This is a genomic window from Robiginitalea aurantiaca (assembly GCF_030380815.1).
In the GTDB taxonomy this organism is placed as follows: Bacteria; Bacteroidota; Bacteroidia; order Flavobacteriales; family Flavobacteriaceae; genus Robiginitalea; species Robiginitalea aurantiaca.
Window position 1 is genome coordinate 395077 of the sequence record NZ_JAUDUY010000003.1, and the last position, 16237, is coordinate 411313.

The following is a 16237-nucleotide window of genomic DNA, read 5'->3' on the forward strand; positions in this document are numbered from 1 at the left end:
CGCTATCCTTTTCGGATTTCTGAAATTTTTTCAAAAGAGGTTATGATCCCCCGAATCAGGGAAGCACTCAAGCCCTGATGCTCCATTTCATTCAGCCCTTCAATAGTGCAGCCCATGGGCGTAGTCACCCGGTCGATTTCGGCTTCCGGGTGCCTGCCGGATTGTATCAGGAGTTCGGCCGCACCCCTGGAAGTATGCATGGCCAGCTCCTGAGCCTCTTCCGCATCGAATCCCAGCTGAATAGCCCCTTGGGTGGTTGCCCGGATCAGGCGCATCCAAAAGGCAATTCCACTGGCACATATTACGGTGGCGGCCTGCATTCTGTCCTCTGGGATAATCATGGAATGCCCCATGCGGTTAAAAATCGCCTCGGCGAGTTCCAAACGCGTTTTACCGTGTTCGTTGCTGCACAAACAGGTCATGGAATGTGCTACCGAGATAGCTGTATTGGGCATCGCCCGAATAATGAACCGCTCCGGACCCGTAATGGCTTCAATTTCGCCGATTGAAAAGCCGGTAATTGTCGAGATAATGACGTGATTATCGCTGAAAAGATCTGCGACAGACTGAAGTACATCCGGGAAATCCCCGGGTTGTACCGCAAAGATGATAATGTCTGATTTGCTCACGGCCATGCGGTTGTCCGAACTGGTCACCACATTGCCATATGCCTCAAATTCCCGAAGGGCTTCCGGGTATCGCCGGGTCAGATACATTGTCGTAGCCGCCCCGCTGTTGAGAATGCCGGTTGCAATGGAGAGGCCAAGATTGCCGGCACCGATAATTGCTATTTTCATCAGGATGTTTTTTTAGATTTAGAAGCCTATAGCTTTTAGTTTTAGTCCGGTATCCCTGGGAATACCAAACATCAGATTCATGTTTTCAACTGCCTGTCCCGAAGCCCCTTTCAGGAGGTTATCCAGGATTGAAGTGATCAGCAGCACCCCATTGTGTTTATGAAGGTGCAGGTGTGCTGAATTTGTATTGACCACCTGTTTGAGGTTTGGGACGGCCTCAGTGAGAAGGGTAAAGGGAGCTTCCCTGTAATAGGAGGCATACAGATCCCGGGCCTCTTGAATTGTGCCTTCATAGGCCACGTATGCCGTAGCAAAAATACCCCTGGGGAAATCGCCCCTGTGCGGAAGAAAGAAGAGCTCGGGAACGGGGGGTCCAAAACCATCCAGAGTTTCGCGGATTTCCGCAAGGTGTTGATGGATAAAGGGTTTATAGAGGGAAAAATTGTTATTCCGCCAGCTAAAATGGGAGGTCTCCGAAAGCCCGGCTCCGGCCCCGGTACTGCCCGTTACGGCGTTTATATGTACTGCCTGCGTAAGAAGTTGTTCCTGCGCCAGCGGAAGCAGCGCCAACTCAATGGCTGTTGCAAAACAACCCGGATTAGCAATATTCCGAGCCCTGGAGATGCGATCTGCATTGCGTTCCGGAAGACCGTACACAAAAGCCTTTCCTTTAAAATCAGAAGTTTCAGACAACCGGAATTCATTGCTCAAATCAATGATCCGGGTTTCCGGATTAAATGACCATTCTTCCATGAATCGCCCTGAATTTCCATGTCCAAGGCAGAGGAATACGACATCCACATCGGGTTCAGGCCGATTGGTGTAGACCAGTGTGGTCTGTCCGGTGAGATCCGGGAAGGTGGTGTGCAGGGATTCCCCGTTGCGGGTTCTGCTGAACACAAAATCCAGACGGACCTCCGTGTGGTTGAGCAACAGGCGAATGAGTTCACCTCCTGTATATCCTGAACCACCTATAATTCCAGCCCGTATCATTCCCCTGATTTTATTTGTGAAGCAATTTTCCCGGGGTTTGAAAGGATTTTGATAAATCCTTTGGCATCCCTGGCGGACCACCCCAGATTGAGCTCGCCGTAACTCCCGAAGGAAGCGTCCATCAGATCGTATTCAGATTCGATTCCTTCGAGTTCGAACCGATAGGGATGCAGTTTGACAAATACACGTCCGCTGACGTGTCTCTGGGCATCCTCGAGGAAGCACTCAATATTGCGCATGACTTCGTCCAGATACTGCCCTTCGTGAAGGAGCATCCCGTAAAAACTGCCCAGCTGTTCTTTCTGAAATTGCTGCCATTTGCTTAGGGTATGTTTTTCAAGCAAATGGTGAGATTTCAGGATAATTAAAGGGGCCGCAGCCTCAAAGCCGACGCGTCCCTTGATACCTATAATCGTATCCCCCACGTGGATGTCCCTTCCAATGGCAAAGGCTGAAGCCAGTTTATCCAGTTTCAGGATGTTGTTTACCGGAGTGTCTTTTTCTCCGTTAAGGGCAGTTAATTCTCCTTTGGTAAATTCCAGGGCCACGGATTCTGATTCGCGTTGTTCCAGGGGACTCGGATACGCCTGATCCGGCAGGGGTTTGCGGGATCCCAGGGTTTCCTCCCCTCCCACAGAAGTCCCCCACAAACCTTTGTTGACGCTGTATTTGGCTTTTTCCCAGCTGTACGCGATACCTGCCTCCTGGAGGTATGCGATTTCCGCCTCCCGGGAGAGTTTGTTATCCCGGATGGGTGTAATGATTTCAACCTCCGGGGCCATTATCTGGAAAATGAGGTCGAAGCGGACCTGGTCATTCCCTGCACCTGTGCTTCCATGCGCGATATGGGTTGCACCAATAGTCCTTGCGTATTGGGCAATTTCCATGGCCTGCACAATCCGTTCGGCGCTAACGGATAGGGGGTAGGTATTGTTTCTCAGGACATTTCCGTAGATCAGGTATTTCACCACCCGATCGTAAAAGGATTGGACTGCATTTCTGGCGAGATAGGAGTGAGCGCCCAGTTCCAGGGCCTTTGCTTCGATATCTTCCAGTTCTTTTTTGTCAAAACCGCCTGTATTTACAGTTACGGCATGGACTTCATATCCTTCTTTGTGGGTGAGGTAATGCGCACAGTAGGAAGTGTCGAGGCCCCCGCTGTAGGCCAGTACGAGTTTTTTCATGGATTTTTCTTTTTTGAAAGGAGGCTCCGCCTGATCTGCTTCAGGCGTTCCATGGATTTTTTATCAAATCTCGATGGCGCTTCCTCCGGCGTTTGTTTTGGGTCGTATAACATCCCCGTGCAAAGGCACATATTGCGATTGGTTCGGGTTAGGATATCAAAATTTTTACACGTTTGGCATCCTTTCCAGAACTGGGGATCATCGGTGAGTTCGGAATAGGTAACCGGGCGATACCCGAGGTCCGAATTGATTTTCATCACCGCCAGACCTGTGGTAATACCGAAAAGCTTGGCCTCAGGGAATTTCCTGCGGGAAAGCTCAAAAACGGCTTTTTTGATTTTCTTGGCCAGCCCCTGTTTCCGGTAATCGGGATGTACGATAAGTCCTGAATTCGCAACGTATTTCTGGTGACTCCAGACCTCTATATAACAGAAGCCTGCAAACCGGTCCCCGTCGATGGCGATTACAGCATTTCCATTTTTAAGGCGTTGGATGATATACTCTGGCGTCCGTTTTGCGATACCGGTTCCGCGAACCTTAGCCGATTCAGTGATGGTTTCTGAAATGACCGTTGCAAATTTTATATGTGATGCATCAGCAACTACGATTTTCATTGCCAATAAATTGATAAAAAGTGGGAAAAGAATTTAAAATACGATGCGGAACTGGACTCACCTAATTCCAAGGAAGAAGTGCACCCTTACGGGCGGAGGCGGAAACGCCTGAGCGATGCCGGATAACCTGGCATGGAATAGAAGGAAAGAAGTTGTTCTGTCTTCATCGTATTCCAAATGTACAAATATTATTTAATCAGTCGGGATTCTCACCTGGTTTTTGACAATCACGGACAGATTTCTTTTATTTCTGATGATCTCATAAATGAGAAAACCATAGACGGTGGCGTATTCAATAAACAGAATCCACGGCCTTTCCTGCACTTCGGACCCGGCGTAGGCCACATAACTAAGGATCACGGTGGCAGACCACAGGTACACAAATCTGAAGTTGGTAAAAGTGCTTAACAGCAGAGGAAAAATAACGTACCATGGATGCACGGTGGTCGATAGAAAGTAATATGAACAGAGTGCCAGCAAAGCCCCGCCAAACCAGTATTTAGGCAGCTTGATTATGGGGTGTGCGCAGACCCCAAGTGTGATCAGTGCAGTTAGACCCGGTACAATGGCCCCGTACTGCTTGATGAATTCCCAGGGTTTTGCGCCCTGATTAACAGCAATCCATTCCGCCAGATTATAAAGACTGGCATTAAATTCAAAGTTTGAAAACCACAGGCGCAGGGTTTGGCCGTAATGGGATCCGAATTCAGGAAAATAGAGTGGATACAGAAGGGTTGCGATTAATAGGCCAATACCCAGATAAAAACCTGTCGCTTTTTTCCAACCGAGGAGGGGAAGTAAAAGGGGAAGGAAAAGCAGGGGTATGAGTTTAATGCCAATTGAAAAAGCATACGGGAAAAGGGCCAGATACCATTTGTTGGTAATAACCAGGAACATGGCCAGAACAAAGAAAAACAACATGACACCTTCAGAATGAAGGTTCCCTGTGAGTTCTATAATGACCAGCGGATTGAGGAAATACCAGAAAATCAGGTTGGGGGCCCGGTTGATTTTTTTCAGGATCCGCCTTCCAAAATACAGAATGCCGAGATCTGCCAGAATGATCATGACGCGCATACTGATAATGGTACCCATGATGGTTTTGCCACCCAGATAGGCTGAGAGCGCAAAGAAATACTGGTTAGCAGGTGGATAGTTACTGTAATTTTCCCTGCTCAGACTTCCCATCCCTTTATGGAGTTCTGCCGCCGTATCAAAGGATAATCCCCCCTGTGCCATCCATTGGTCCGGCGTGAGCAAATATGGGTTAAGGCCCTCCAGGATGAGGTTTCCATCCCATATAAACCGATAAAAATCCTGGGACAGGTTGGGCAGGGCAAACAATAAAACAGCTCGGAAAAGCAGACCGCTTGTCACCATAAACCTCAGATTCCATTTCTCAAACTGTATCAATTTGAAAGAAAAAAAGAAGAGGGCAGCAAAGAGTGTGATCAGTTTTACAGAATCTTCACGCCCGAGGTCGTACCCGAACACCCAGTAGAAAACAAGACTCAGCCCTACCAGTAAAATGGAAATACGGTGCAGATTCCAGAAGGTTTGCAGGGCGCGGATCATGAAGTTTGGTTTCGCCCCTGCAAGAAAAAGAAAAATAACGGGTTTTTAAAGCGTGTGTTCTACCCAATGACTGATTCCGCTCCGAAGGCTTATCCTCACCCAGAATATATAACTACTGCGTCACAAACATTCTTTGAGTACAGGAATACAGGAAAAAGGACTCCCCTGTCTTTGGTTTTGCCGTGAATTCTTGAAGGGTAAGGACTGTTTCGACCTGATTTACGAATTGTTACGCCTTGGCAGAGACAGATTTCATAAAGACGAAACCAAAGCCTAAAAAGAGCATGAAGTGGAAGGGAAAGAGTCCAAAATCATTCAGGGGAATGGCGCTGTACATCCCAAAGAGGAAGTATAACATCAGCGCAAACTCGAGAATGGTATTCGGAGAAATCTTTTCAACCAGATATTTGTTGCCCTTCCAGGTATCTTTCAAACTGTTGATGTTGAACTTAGGCGTACGGACAAATTCTGAGCGTTTGCCCATATGCCCCTCCAGGACTGCCACGGTATTGTGCAGGGAAAACCCTAAGGCTACCGAAAAGAAGGTGAAAAACAGTTTGATGTACGAAACAAAATTATCGAGTCCGCTTCCCTGAATACTCTTATAGGTAAACCAGTAACAAACAAAGAGGATGATCGTACTGACGATGAAAAAACTGGTCATTTCAAATATCCATCCCAGGTGCCCAAACGAATTTTTGATATACAGCATGGGAATACTGAGGATGGCAACCAGGAATACAAAGAGGAACATAGAGCTGTTCAACAGGTGCATCACCCCGTGAAATTTTGTCTTAAATGGAATATTGTTTGCCCGTAAAACACTCAAAACGGTCTTGCGGAAGTTTTCGGCTCCCCCTTTATTCCATCGGAATTGCTGGGACCGCGCTGCACTGATGACTACGGGCAGTTCTGCGGGAGTTTCAACATTTTCCAGATACTTGAATTTCCAGTTCTTAAGCTGAGCCCGGTAACTCAGGTCCAGGTCTTCTGTTAAGGTGTCGCCTTCCCAGTTCCCAGCATCAAGGATGCACTCTTTCCTCCAAATACCGGCAGTACCGTTGAAATTAATAAAGTGACCTTTGGCATTTCGACCTGCCTGCTCAAGGGTAAAATGCGCATCCAGGGCAAAAGCCTGAATACGGGTAAGCGTAGAATAATCGCGGTTAATATGCCCCCAACGTGTTTGAACAACACCGATCTCTGAATCTTTAAAGTAGGGAACGGTTTTCTTAAGCCAGTCGGAATCGGGCAGGAAGTCAGCATCGAATATTGCGATATACTCTCCTTTTGCGATTTTCAGACCTTCCTTAAGGGCACCGGCTTTAAAACCTTCCCTGTTGGTCCTGCAGATATGCTGAATGTCCAGTCCCGTTTTTTGCAAATCCCTGATCTTCTCTGCTGTCTGCAGGACGGAATCGTCTGTTGAATCGTCAAGGACCTGAATCTCCAGTTTGCTTTTGGGATATTCCAGCAGGGCTATATTAGCCAACAAGCGGTCTATCACATATTGTTCATTATAAATCGGTAACTGAACGGTTACGTGAGGGATTTCCCGGGGATCCATCAAATTAAATTTTGGCGCCTCCTTCTGATTGCGCCGCTGCCCGAGGTAGTTGACCAGAAGATTTAGCTGGGCGAGGCTGTACATAAAAATCAGAATAAGCGAAAGGGTGTAAATCCCAATAATGATGTAAGCAATGGTTAGTCCCATGATTTATTTAAAACTATATTTAAATATCCAGCCTAAAATTTTTATGCCGGCAAATATACTACCTTTTACGGTGCCGGAGACCTTTGAGATCCCAATTCTTTTTCTGTAACGAACAGGCACTTCGGTATATGCCAGATTCTTCTTTATGGCCTTAAGCTGCATCTCGACAGTCCAGCCGTATGTTTTGTCTTCCATCTCCAGAGTTTCCAGTGCGCTAAACGTTATCGCTCTGAAGGGACCCAGATCCGTATAATTGGCCCCGAATAACACCTTCATCAGGAAGGTTGCCAATGCATTGCCAAAAACTTGTTGAGGCGTCATTGAACCCTCCTCACGAAGGGATTTTACCCGGGCCCCGATCACCATATCCATCCCCTGTTCCAATATTGGAGCGACCACTTTAGGAAGCTCTTCAGGGTAATCGGAATAATCTCCATCCATAAATACGATAATATCAGGCCTTCTGGATGTTTTACTCAAATAATCAATGCCTTTCAGACACGCATACCCATATCCTTTTTGAGGTTCATAGAGTACCGTTGCCCCGCCATTTCTGGCCACATCAGCCGTGCCATCGCTGGAATTATTGTCCACCACTACGGTTTCAGCTACAACAGACGGGATATCCGCCAGGACATTTCCTATGGATTTTTCTTCATTAAATGCTGGAATAATCAGGGCAATACGTTGCATTGTAGTTTTGAAAGGGGTTCCGGAATAGATAATGGTCAGGCTACTGAATCACTGTTTTGATTGGCGAGTTCCATCAGGTTGACATCGTTGCCCAGCAAGACTTCATGTGGGTTAATCCGTCCCTTCAGGGGTCCGTTTTCAAGTTTGAGTACGCCTCTGGGGCAGACCGCAGAACAGATCCCGCAGCCCACGCAACTCGCCCTTACGATATTCGCGCCCTTCTGGGCATAGGCCCGTACATCGATCCCCATCTCGCAATACGTAGAGCAATTCCCGCAGGAGATGCACTGCCCGCCGTTAGTCGTTATCCTGAAGCGCGAAAAGAGTCGCTGTTGGAGCCCGAGGATGGCTGCCATAGGACAGCCGAACCGGCACCAGACCCGATTGCCGAAAATCGGATAAAAGCCCGTTCCGATGACTCCTGAAAAAACACTTCCAATAAGGAAGCTATAGGTTTTCCTCAGACCCTCAGAGGAGAAAACAAAGACATGCCTGGAATCACTGAAAAAATGAATGGCCAGCAACCCGAGAATGATAAGAAGGTATCCGCATGCCCCGTATATCGCATCTTTTTTAAGTGCACTTCGCCTGTAGACCATCACCCAGGCAAAAACACCCGTAAGCAGCACGCCTACCCCGATAAGAAACTGGGATTTACTCAGCCAGTATTTTGAAGTGTCCGGACCCAGATAGGAGTAAATAACCGCTGTGGTCATAAGTACCACAAAAACCAGCACGCTATGCACAACCCAGCGCTCCACCTTCCAGGCAAAAGTGCTTTTATCGCTCAGTTGTCTGAAAGCGTCCCCCGCAGTTTCGGCCAGGCCGCCACAACCACAAACCCAGGAACAATACCAGCGTTTACCGTAGAAATACGTAAGCAGAGGAGTGATGACAAGTATGGAAACTATCCCGAAGATGAGCATCCCCAGACCGATATCCCCGGAATCGATAAAGGCATTCACCCGATACCGTTCAAAATTGTAATAATTCAGCGGCCATATGTTTTTCAGGTCGTAGTAGGGAAGGTCTCCGTTTAACCGCGCCATGATTTCCGGGATAATGAAAGCAAAGGCCGTCTGGAAGAACATGACGCTCATCGTTCTGAGCTGTTGGTACCTATTGTGGCGGTACTTCCAGATAAATTTGATGCCGAAGGCTAGAATAGCCAGGGTATATAAGGTCCCGTAAACAAACCACTGGCTTGCCGGATTGCCACTTAACGCGCGGCTCAGGGGGTCAAAAAGCGAAATCAGGCCCCGGTTCGGGCCATCTTTGACCAGACCCAGATACTCGGGGTAGAAATACAGTACGATGTAAAACCCGGTGATCAGAATACCCAGGGCCCAGGCCCAGAGACCCCGGCCGGAAATCGATTTAAACCAGACACCGTGGTTTTTAATTCCTTTCGGGTCGTCCCGGTAGGCAATCCAGCTGAACCAAATCACCGCTCCCAAAATCCCCGAAAGCGATGCTGTCAGCCAGAAGCCCTTATTTGGAAAATTGAGTCCGAACGCGGCAAGCACGACAATAAAAAAACTCGATAGTCCCAGGAAAACGGCAAATTTCTGACCGTTCTTCAGGCCCTTGGGTGGCCCGCCGGCCAATGACATAGAATCCAGGGTATTCATACTACTTTTTCGGCTTTAGAGGTGAAGGTCTGGGCAATCTCGGTTTCATAATGACGATACCATTCCGGATCGAAGTTGGCTTCCCCAAGGCGGGGAACAACCTGATCTACGGTGCGATTTTCGGTAAGCCATTGGTCGATAACCTCATGCCGCATTCGAATTCCAAACGTGTTGATGCCCAGCAGCACCCGCGACTCTTTGTGATAGGATATCGTGAGGCAGAGGTATTGCTCCGGATGTCTCCAGTGGAATTGTCGTTCCTGTGGATCCTTGCTACTCGCCCCGGAAACCCACCCATAGGTCTGGTATTCAATATCGAAGAATTTGGCAGAATTAAACCAGTGGCCCGGGTTGTATTCCATGGGCGCGCCGCAGATTGTCCGGGCTACTGTTTCACCCATCATTCGTCCGGTGTACCAGACGGCTTCCACAGCGCGCCGTTTGCCAATTGGGGTACGCTGCTGGGCGCAGTCTCCAATGGCAAATACATCCGGAATGTTGGTTCGTAATTGGCGGTCGACCAGAACCCCTTTATCTGTTTGGACTCCCGAACCGGAAAGAAAATCAATATTGGGCCTGACCCCGGCGGTAAGGCCGACCAGATCACAATCGATCTGTTCGCCACCATCCGTAATCACGGCTCGGGCAGCCCCGGCGTCATCCGAGAGGATTTCTTTCAGGTTGGTATTCAGTCGCAGATCCACGTGGTGTTCACGAATGTGTTCGTTAATCATTGCGGACTCTCCCTGGGGGAGTACACCATTCCAGAAACTGGTTTCGCGTACCAGGAAGGTCACCGGGATATTGCGACTCCTGAGCATTTCTGCCAATTCGATCCCGATAAGCCCCCCACCTACAATTACGGCCCTTTTACATCGGTGGGAATCCGGGGCGTTTTTCTCCAGAGCTTCGAGATCCTGAAGGGAATAAAGGCCCTGAACCCTTTTTAAATCCTGTCCCGGCCACCCAAACCGATTTGGCTGGGAACCAGTTGCGATGATGAGTTTGTCATAGGCTATCTGTGATCCGGAATCCAGGATCAGGGTCTTTGTTTCAGTGTCTACGGATCGAACCCTTGCCCGTTTTAGTTCGATTCGGTTCTTTTTCCAGAATGAATCTTCATAGGGTTTGGTATGTTGATATTTCATATGCCCCATATAGATATACATCAGGGCCGTGCGTGAGAAAAAGTAGTCGCTCTCCGCGGAGATTACCGTTATTTGATGATCGGAAAGTTTTCGGATATGCCTTGCCGCAGTAATTCCTGAAATTCCATTTCCGATGATTACAATTTGCATGGTATCGGGTAAGGTGTTTTACATTGAGTCGCTCTGAAGTTACAAACTTAACAGAACAGGAAAGCATTCCTGCGATTAATATGTACCTTTAAGTCTGGATGAGACCTCAGCTATGAAGAAATTTGGCCTCCTTTTGGTACTGCTTTGTTATTGCTGCACCAACCGACCATCAGAAAAGATCAATGGCGTTAGTTTCGTGGCTTCACGGGAGCCTGCAAATGTTGAACACGTGCAGGCAATACGGGCTATCCACGCAGGCTATGCCGCTGTAATGCCCTTTGGTTTTATTCGGGAAAAGGAGAGTCCGGAAATTATTTTTGATACTGATCGCCAGTGGTTCGGGGAAACCCGGCAGGGAGCCCGGCAGTACATCAGCCTGCTACATAAAAATGGGATCCGGGTGATGTTGAAACCACAACTGTGGATTTGGCGGGGGATCTTTACCGGGGACCTCAAGATGAATTCCGAAGCAGACTGGAAGCAACTGGAATGGCAGTATGCCGATTTTATCCTAACCTATGCTGAGCTGGCTGAAGAGACCGGGGTTCGTCTGTTTTGTATCGGCACGGAATTGGAAACCTTTGTGGAACATCGGCCCAAGTACTGGAAATGGCTGATACGACAGGTCCGGGAACGCTATTCCGGAAAGCTTACCTATGCGGCCAATTGGGATGAATACAAACGCATTTCTTTCTGGCAGGACCTGGACCTTATCGGGATCGATGCGTATTTTCCGCTATCTGAGGCCCGAAATCCCGGGGTTTCTGAATTGAGGGAGGGATGGAGTCGATGGAAAACAGAAATTGAAAAACTTCAACAGAACGTGAACAGGCCGGTCCTGTTTACGGAATTCGGATACCGCAGCATGGATTTTACAGCAAAAAAACCCTGGTTGGTAGACCGAAATGAGGAAGAGGTCAACCTGGAGGCGCAGGCAAATGCCAAAGAGGCAATTTTTCAGGAATTCTGGTCAGAAGACTGGTTTGCCGGCGGGTTTGTATGGAAGTGGTTTATTCACCATTCCAGGGCTGGCGGACCCTCAGATAACCGGTTCACCCCCCAAAACAAACCTGCAGAACAGGTCATCCGCGATTATTATCTGAAGTATTAGGTATCCGCTTTTGGCTCAACAGAAATATGTTTTTTGTAGTAGCGGTACAGGGATTCCGGACTGGCTCCAAAGAATTTTTTAAGGTGAACGACCGCATAATGGAATTGGAGTTGATAGACGCCCTTTTCCCGATAGCGCCTTGCAGATGTTCTCAACTCCGAGGGAAGCACAGTAAAGGTATAATGGCGATAAAGCCTTCCCGTGAATTCATTATCCTCATATACGCGGTAGCGCTCATCGAAACCACCCAGGGCCTCAAACCATTTTTTGGGCAGGAAAAGCGATTGATCTCCACCCCGGCATATTGGAAAATTCAGTCGGCTACACCAGGCAAAGGCACTGAGGAAAGCATTGGATGGTTCAAAACGAATTCTGAAACATCCGGCGGTTTCCCGGCGCTTGAGGGCGGAGGTGATTTTGGATTGGAAGTTCGGGGGTGGTAGTGAATCCGCATGCAGGAAATACAAAATACGACCCTTCGCCTGTTTGGCCCCGGCATTCATCTGAGACGCCCTGCCCCTGGGTGCAGAGATTACCAGAGCTCCTTCCTTTCGGGCGATTTCTTTGGTATCATCCGTACTTCCCCCGTCGGATATGATGATTTCAGGAAGCGCTCCGGGATCTGCATTTGCATAGAGATAGGGAAGCAGGGTTTCCAGGCGGGGCCCCTCATTGAGGGTCGGAATGATAATACTGAATTCACTCACTGCACAGATTCATTGAGGGACCAGTCGTATGGCAGAAATTCAATCGGTGTTGAAGGTTTCAGCCGTTTGTCTGTGTAGCGATTTAAATAATCCAGGAGGGAGACTCCGGCCGATTCGAAGTCTGCCCGGAACCATTTGAAGATTTTTGAGACTTGCGCTTTTTCAGGACAAATGACGTTCCGCTGTGGATCATTGATAAAGGCACGTGTGACACCCTCAAGCTGGGATTCGACCTCTGCTTCAGTGAATGCCTGTTTCGGAAGGGGCGGACAGGAAAAGGAGGCGCAATTGATCGCAAAGTGTATTCTTGGATCCTCCATTTTTCGCAGGATCTTATGTTCAATATCCCCCAGGGAATACAGGTCTTCTCCTACCTGTATCCACTTTCTTCCCCATGGCCTTTTTATATCCCGAATGCTCTTAACCGGATAATTCTCGAGAATCATGGCAATAGTACCCGCATTGTAGAGGTTGATAAAATAAGCCAGTCGTGCTTCCCGGGTCCAATTTGGCTGGGGCGGGGTCTCTGACAGTTCTGACAAATACGACCGAAGGCTTTCCCGATCTTCCAGAAACCCTTTATAATTGACCATTCCATCATTGCTAACGTGAGCCTTTAAAAGGGAATCCCAGGAGGCGTGGAGGTAGGGGCTGATATCCGTGTCCCCCTTCATACGCCCGGACTGAGCGTGAAGGCTGCCGAAAATCAGAACCAAAGCCAGTATGTGGATACACCTGTTCATGATGTAGATTTCAGTGCCGGAGATCCGCTTTAGATTTCCCCCCCGAAAGAACCCTGACACCTTGTTAGCAGCACCCGCCACCATTATAATGCCAGGTGCTATCACTCACATAGATTTCAGCATCTAATTCTGAGAGTGCCTGAGCCGTTTTATCACAGACAGCAAGGGGTTGATTCTGAATCAGGACATGCCCTTTTTGATCGTCGAAATAGTCTTCTTTACCATAATACACCGCGCTTTTGCCCGTAAAAATACACGGGCCATCTTCCGGCATGGGATCCTTAATGGCAGCGATCTCTATGGACTCTATGGGTATGAGTTCATCAACAGCGTAGTGGTTTGGACTCAATACCCTGTATAAACGTCGTGCGCGTACTTCAATGGTTCCGAACCCAACATCCGTCAGTATTTTGATGTAATCCTTTACCGGGATGCTGCCGCTCAGGCACAACGCTCTCAGGCGGTCATCATTGCGAAGCGCATCACTTAAGGGCACATCGCAAACCGGGTCGCTCATAACCAGACGGCCATGGGGCCTCAGCACCCGGTACATTTCCGCTACGGCCTTTCTCAGGTCTTCTTCTTTGAAAATGTTGAAAAGGCAGTTCTGAGCCGCGATATCTACACTTTGGTCCGCAATGGGAAGATTTAGTGCATCCCCCTGAACGAGTTCAACAAAATCTGACGAAAACCAGGGGTTCTCCGATTCAGCAATTTTAAAATTCTTTCGGCAAGCCTCCAGCATTTCCGTTACGACATCTACACCGATCACCCCTGCTTTCTGCCTTGAAAAATAAGCGAACTGAAGCAGCTCCATGCCCCCGCCCACCCCGGCGTAAAGTATTTTTGGGTTTCCTGACAGATCCTGGGCAGAAACTGTGCTTCCGCAGCCGTAATTCATCTCCTGCATGATTGTGGGGATGGATAGTCCAGGGAATTGCCATATCGGATTGGTAGTACAGCAAAGTCCGACATCCGGCTTTAAAGCGGCTTCTTTATAAAGATCGGAAGTAGCTTGAAGATAACTCATAAGGGTTTAAAATATTAAAGCGGTTACTTTGATGAATTAGTAGGGGTTCAGGAATATTGCTTACAACTGAAGTTGTGTTAAATTTCGGCAATCAGATTTCGGAATAGCGCAATCATATGTGGCTCTGCCTCACTGGCGATTTGTATAATCTCAGAAACATTGACCGGAGCAAGGTTGTCCGGGTCACATTCATCGGTGAGAACGGAAATGGCCGCAACAGGTAACTTAAGTTGATTTGCAACGATGACCTCCGGTACTGTGCTCATTCCCACGGCATCCGCCCCAAGGGTTTTCAGCATCCGGTATTCCGCCCGTGTTTCCAGTTGCGGGCCTGTTACGGCTGCATAAACCCCTGTCCTCAAAGTAATACCGAGCCTTCGGCTGGTCTCCAGCAGGCCTTCTCTCAGGTCCGGATCGTAGGGGTCACTCATGTCTATAAACCGGTCCCCGAAGTCGGTAACATTTTTAAATGCCAAAGGGGATCCCCCCTGCAGGTTGATGTGATCCTCCAGAAGCATCAATTCCCCTTTTTTGAAGTTCAGGTTTACGGCACCGGCCGCATTGGAAATTAGTAGTTTCTTTATCCCTAGGCGCTGCATAACCCTAATGGGATAGGTGACTTCGGTTAAGCTGTAACCTTCGTAAAGATGGAAGCGGCCCTGCATCACGACAACCTTCTTTCCTTCCAGGTTCCCGTAAACTAGTTTCCCGCTATGGAATTCCACCGTGGCCAATGGAAAAAACGGAATCTCATGGTAATGCGCGATATGGGCATTCTCAATGTCATCTGCCATACGCCCCAGGCCCGAACCCAGAATGATACCTATTTCAGGTTCGATAAATCCTTTTTCTTTTAATAAGGTTGCCGATGCCGATAGTTGCTTTTCTGTCATTTTATTTTTTTTGCAAAAGTTTCGAAAACAGGGATTCCTGCGATGTCTTCGTACTGGTCAATGTCATTTCGAACGGATAGTTGGGATACCTTTAAATCCTTCAGGTCTTCCAGGGTATCTTTGAGTACGGTGTGGGTTCCCCAGGCTTTATTGCGGAATAGTTTTGGGATTGGGCCTTTGAGGCCCAGCAGGTAGTAGCCCCCATCCTGGGCGGGGCCAAGCACGACTTCCGCCTCCATGAATCGGTTAAAAGCTTCCTTGAGATCGGAAGTGTTCAGGTTATACATATCACTCCCAATAATGAGTACTTCGGAATAGCCTGCCTCAAAGGCATCTTCAAAAGCATTTTGCATTCGCTGGCCCAGATCTGTGCCCTCTTGTAGCTTGTAGCGAAAGGTCTCGGGATCCCAGATAGTACCATTTCCGAGGTGCTCACTGAAATAGACCAGTTTGTCTGCGTCATTGAGTTTGGCAGTTATCGCAGCGGTATGTCGAAGTAAGATAAGGTAAACCTCCAGGGCGGCCTGATCGCCAATAGTAGCAGCCAATCTGGTTTTACATTTTCCGGGAACAGGATTCCTGGTGAAGATAAGAAGTGCACGGGAGGAGGTCCTCAACAAGTCTCAGTGTTGTTAAAACTACCCAAACGTTCCATGTAAACGGAATGAGGGTATGCGTTCAACTACAAAGATATCATTTAGACGCCATAAAAATGTGGTCTTCCGGGCTTTCTGAATTTAGGTATTGGGTATCGGATTCCCGCTGTATCAAAGGACCGCGGGAAAACCTGTGGCTGAACCCGATTTGCTTAGTGAATATTAATACTCCACCAGGCGGGTAGCATAGATGACAATGGCCATAAGATAAACCCAGAAGAGTATAGCTCCACGGTACCGGTGCACCGTATTGGCAATTTCGGCAAAAAACGAGAGGGTTGGGTTATTTTTCATAATAATAGTGTTCGCGTAAAAGAGTCAATTATCAGTTTCGTCAGTCTGGGTAACCTGATCCCAGATAAAGGCTTATACAAAAGCGTAACCGGTGGCTAGTCTGAATACAAAAGCGTAGACAACGGTAGCGATCATTGCAAAGCTGAACCATGCAAAAGCCTTAAAAGAATTTCTAATGATAAAATTTCCAAGTTCTCTGAATGCTTCAAAATAAAGATCTCTAAGAAGTAGTGTTGTTTTCATGTCGTAGGATTTAGGATTCAATTACAAATTTCAGGTCTAAAGAGATATCAGGCCAGTGAAA

17 protein-coding genes are annotated in these 16237 nt (G+C 48.0%); 1 reads left to right on the top strand and 16 read right to left on the bottom strand.

Translation table 11 applies throughout. The annotated features are described in order from the left end of the window. Positions 1-2 precede the first annotated feature (2 nt). The 9 genes from proC to QU605_RS08190 form a co-directional block, all read right to left on the bottom strand. Positions 3-797: a pyrroline-5-carboxylate reductase gene (proC, locus tag QU605_RS08150; RefSeq protein WP_289724792.1), complete on the bottom strand. Its 795-nt coding sequence runs from the start codon at positions 795-797 to the stop codon at positions 3-5. Positions 798-815: 18 nt separating this feature from the next. Next, positions 816-1790, bottom strand: coding sequence for an N-acetyl-gamma-glutamyl-phosphate reductase (gene argC, locus QU605_RS08155; RefSeq protein WP_289724793.1), 975 nt, complete (start codon positions 1788-1790; stop codon positions 816-818). After that, positions 1787-2974, bottom strand: coding sequence for an argininosuccinate synthase (locus tag QU605_RS08160; RefSeq protein ID WP_289724794.1), 1188 nt, complete (start codon positions 2972-2974; stop codon positions 1787-1789). Before QU605_RS08160 ends, argC begins: the two co-directional genes overlap by 4 nt. Beyond that, positions 2971-3588, bottom strand: a complete 618-nt coding sequence (locus QU605_RS08165) for a GNAT family N-acetyltransferase (protein ID WP_289724795.1) — start codon at positions 3586-3588, stop codon at positions 2971-2973. Before QU605_RS08165 ends, QU605_RS08160 begins: the two co-directional genes overlap by 4 nt. A 192-nt stretch (positions 3589-3780) precedes the next feature. Next, entirely contained in the window at positions 3781-5163 is a 1383-nt protein-coding gene (locus QU605_RS08170; RefSeq protein ID WP_289724796.1) for an MptA/MptB family glycosyltransferase, read from the bottom strand. Between the two features lie 229 nt (positions 5164-5392). After that, on the bottom strand, positions 5393-6877 hold the full coding sequence (locus tag QU605_RS08175) for a cellulose synthase family protein (RefSeq protein WP_289724797.1): 1485 nt from the start codon (positions 6875-6877) through the stop codon (positions 5393-5395). A 3-nt stretch (positions 6878-6880) separates the two neighbouring features. Further along, positions 6881-7570 (bottom strand): glycosyltransferase family 2 protein, encoded by a 690-nt coding sequence (locus tag QU605_RS08180; RefSeq protein WP_289724798.1) that lies wholly within the window; start codon positions 7568-7570, stop codon positions 6881-6883. Positions 7571-7605: 35 nt separating this feature from the next. Then, the gene (locus QU605_RS08185; protein ID WP_289724799.1) at positions 7606-9201 is read right to left on the bottom strand and encodes a 4Fe-4S binding protein; all 1596 of its coding nucleotides are present in this window, start codon (positions 9199-9201) and stop codon (positions 7606-7608) included. Further along, positions 9198-10499 (bottom strand): NAD(P)/FAD-dependent oxidoreductase, encoded by a 1302-nt coding sequence (locus tag QU605_RS08190; RefSeq protein WP_289724800.1) that lies wholly within the window; start codon positions 10497-10499, stop codon positions 9198-9200. Before QU605_RS08190 ends, QU605_RS08185 begins: the two co-directional genes overlap by 4 nt. A 112-nt stretch (positions 10500-10611) precedes the next feature. On the opposite strand from QU605_RS08190, the gene QU605_RS08195 reads away from it, so the two are divergent. Next, a complete protein-coding gene (locus tag QU605_RS08195; protein WP_289724801.1) occupies positions 10612-11610 on the top strand; it encodes a glycoside hydrolase family 113 in 999 nt (332 codons plus the stop codon). On the opposite strand, the gene QU605_RS08200 is transcribed toward QU605_RS08195, so the two are convergent. The 7 genes from QU605_RS08200 to QU605_RS08230 all read right to left on the bottom strand — a co-directional run bounded on the left by QU605_RS08200 (position 11607) and on the right by QU605_RS08230 (position 16176). Next, positions 11607-12317, bottom strand: a complete 711-nt coding sequence (locus tag QU605_RS08200; protein WP_289724802.1) for a TIGR04283 family arsenosugar biosynthesis glycosyltransferase — start codon at positions 12315-12317, stop codon at positions 11607-11609. The genes QU605_RS08195 and QU605_RS08200 overlap by 4 nt on opposite strands. Beyond that, on the bottom strand, positions 12314-13060 hold the full coding sequence (locus tag QU605_RS08205; RefSeq protein ID WP_289724803.1) for a DUF547 domain-containing protein: 747 nt from the start codon (positions 13058-13060) through the stop codon (positions 12314-12316). Before QU605_RS08205 ends, QU605_RS08200 begins: the two co-directional genes overlap by 4 nt. Positions 13061-13124: 64 nt before the next feature. Further along, positions 13125-14090 (bottom strand): arsenosugar biosynthesis arsenite methyltransferase ArsM, encoded by a 966-nt coding sequence (gene arsM / locus QU605_RS08210; protein WP_289724804.1) that lies wholly within the window; start codon positions 14088-14090, stop codon positions 13125-13127. Positions 14091-14167: 77 nt separating this feature from the next. Next, on the bottom strand, positions 14168-14983 hold the full coding sequence (locus QU605_RS08215) for a purine-nucleoside phosphorylase (RefSeq protein WP_289724805.1): 816 nt from the start codon (positions 14981-14983) through the stop codon (positions 14168-14170). After that, the gene (locus QU605_RS08220; protein ID WP_289724806.1) at positions 14980-15603 is read right to left on the bottom strand and encodes a TIGR04282 family arsenosugar biosynthesis glycosyltransferase; all 624 of its coding nucleotides are present in this window, start codon (positions 15601-15603) and stop codon (positions 14980-14982) included. The genes QU605_RS08215 and QU605_RS08220 overlap by 4 nt, the downstream gene beginning before the upstream one ends. A gap of 198 nt (positions 15604-15801) precedes the next feature. Then, positions 15802-15933 (bottom strand): hypothetical protein, encoded by a 132-nt coding sequence (locus QU605_RS08225; protein ID WP_289724807.1) that lies wholly within the window; start codon positions 15931-15933, stop codon positions 15802-15804. Between the two features lie 72 nt (positions 15934-16005). Next, positions 16006-16176: a DUF6747 family protein gene (locus QU605_RS08230; protein ID WP_289724808.1), complete on the bottom strand. Its 171-nt coding sequence runs from the start codon at positions 16174-16176 to the stop codon at positions 16006-16008. Positions 16177-16237: the final 61 nt, after the last annotated feature.

Bases quoted from the DNA above. Each gene is read 5' to 3' on its own strand.
- QU605_RS08165 (WP_289724795.1), bottom strand. From the start codon at position 3,588: ATGAAAATCGTAGTTGCTGATGCATCACATATAAAATTTGCAACGGTC.
- QU605_RS08170 (WP_289724796.1), bottom strand. From the start codon at position 5,163: ATGATCCGCGCCCTGCAAACCTTCTGGAATCTGCACCGTATTTCCATT.
- QU605_RS08230 (WP_289724808.1), bottom strand. From the start codon at position 16,176: ATGAAAACAACACTACTTCTTAGAGATCTTTATTTTGAAGCATTCAGA.
- QU605_RS08185 (WP_289724799.1), bottom strand. From the start codon at position 9,201: ATGAATACCCTGGATTCTATGTCATTGGCCGGCGGGCCACCCAAGGGC.
- QU605_RS08175 (WP_289724797.1), bottom strand. From the start codon at position 6,877: ATGGGACTAACCATTGCTTACATCATTATTGGGATTTACACCCTTTCG.
- arsM (WP_289724804.1), bottom strand. From the start codon at position 14,090: ATGAGTTATCTTCAAGCTACTTCCGATCTTTATAAAGAAGCCGCTTTA.
- argC (WP_289724793.1), bottom strand. From the start codon at position 1,790: ATGATACGGGCTGGAATTATAGGTGGTTCAGGATATACAGGAGGTGAA.
- QU605_RS08160 (WP_289724794.1), bottom strand. From the start codon at position 2,974: ATGAAAAAACTCGTACTGGCCTACAGCGGGGGCCTCGACACTTCCTAC.
- proC (WP_289724792.1), bottom strand. From the start codon at position 797: ATGAAAATAGCAATTATCGGTGCCGGCAATCTTGGCCTCTCCATTGCA.
- QU605_RS08215 (WP_289724805.1), bottom strand. From the start codon at position 14,983: ATGACAGAAAAGCAACTATCGGCATCGGCAACCTTATTAAAAGAAAAA.
- QU605_RS08180 (WP_289724798.1), bottom strand. From the start codon at position 7,570: ATGCAACGTATTGCCCTGATTATTCCAGCATTTAATGAAGAAAAATCC.
- QU605_RS08190 (WP_289724800.1), bottom strand. From the start codon at position 10,499: ATGCAAATTGTAATCATCGGAAATGGAATTTCAGGAATTACTGCGGCA.
- QU605_RS08195 (WP_289724801.1), top strand. From the start codon at position 10,612: ATGAAGAAATTTGGCCTCCTTTTGGTACTGCTTTGTTATTGCTGCACC.
- QU605_RS08225 (WP_289724807.1), bottom strand. From the start codon at position 15,933: ATGAAAAATAACCCAACCCTCTCGTTTTTTGCCGAAATTGCCAATACG.
- QU605_RS08205 (WP_289724803.1), bottom strand. From the start codon at position 13,060: ATGAACAGGTGTATCCACATACTGGCTTTGGTTCTGATTTTCGGCAGC.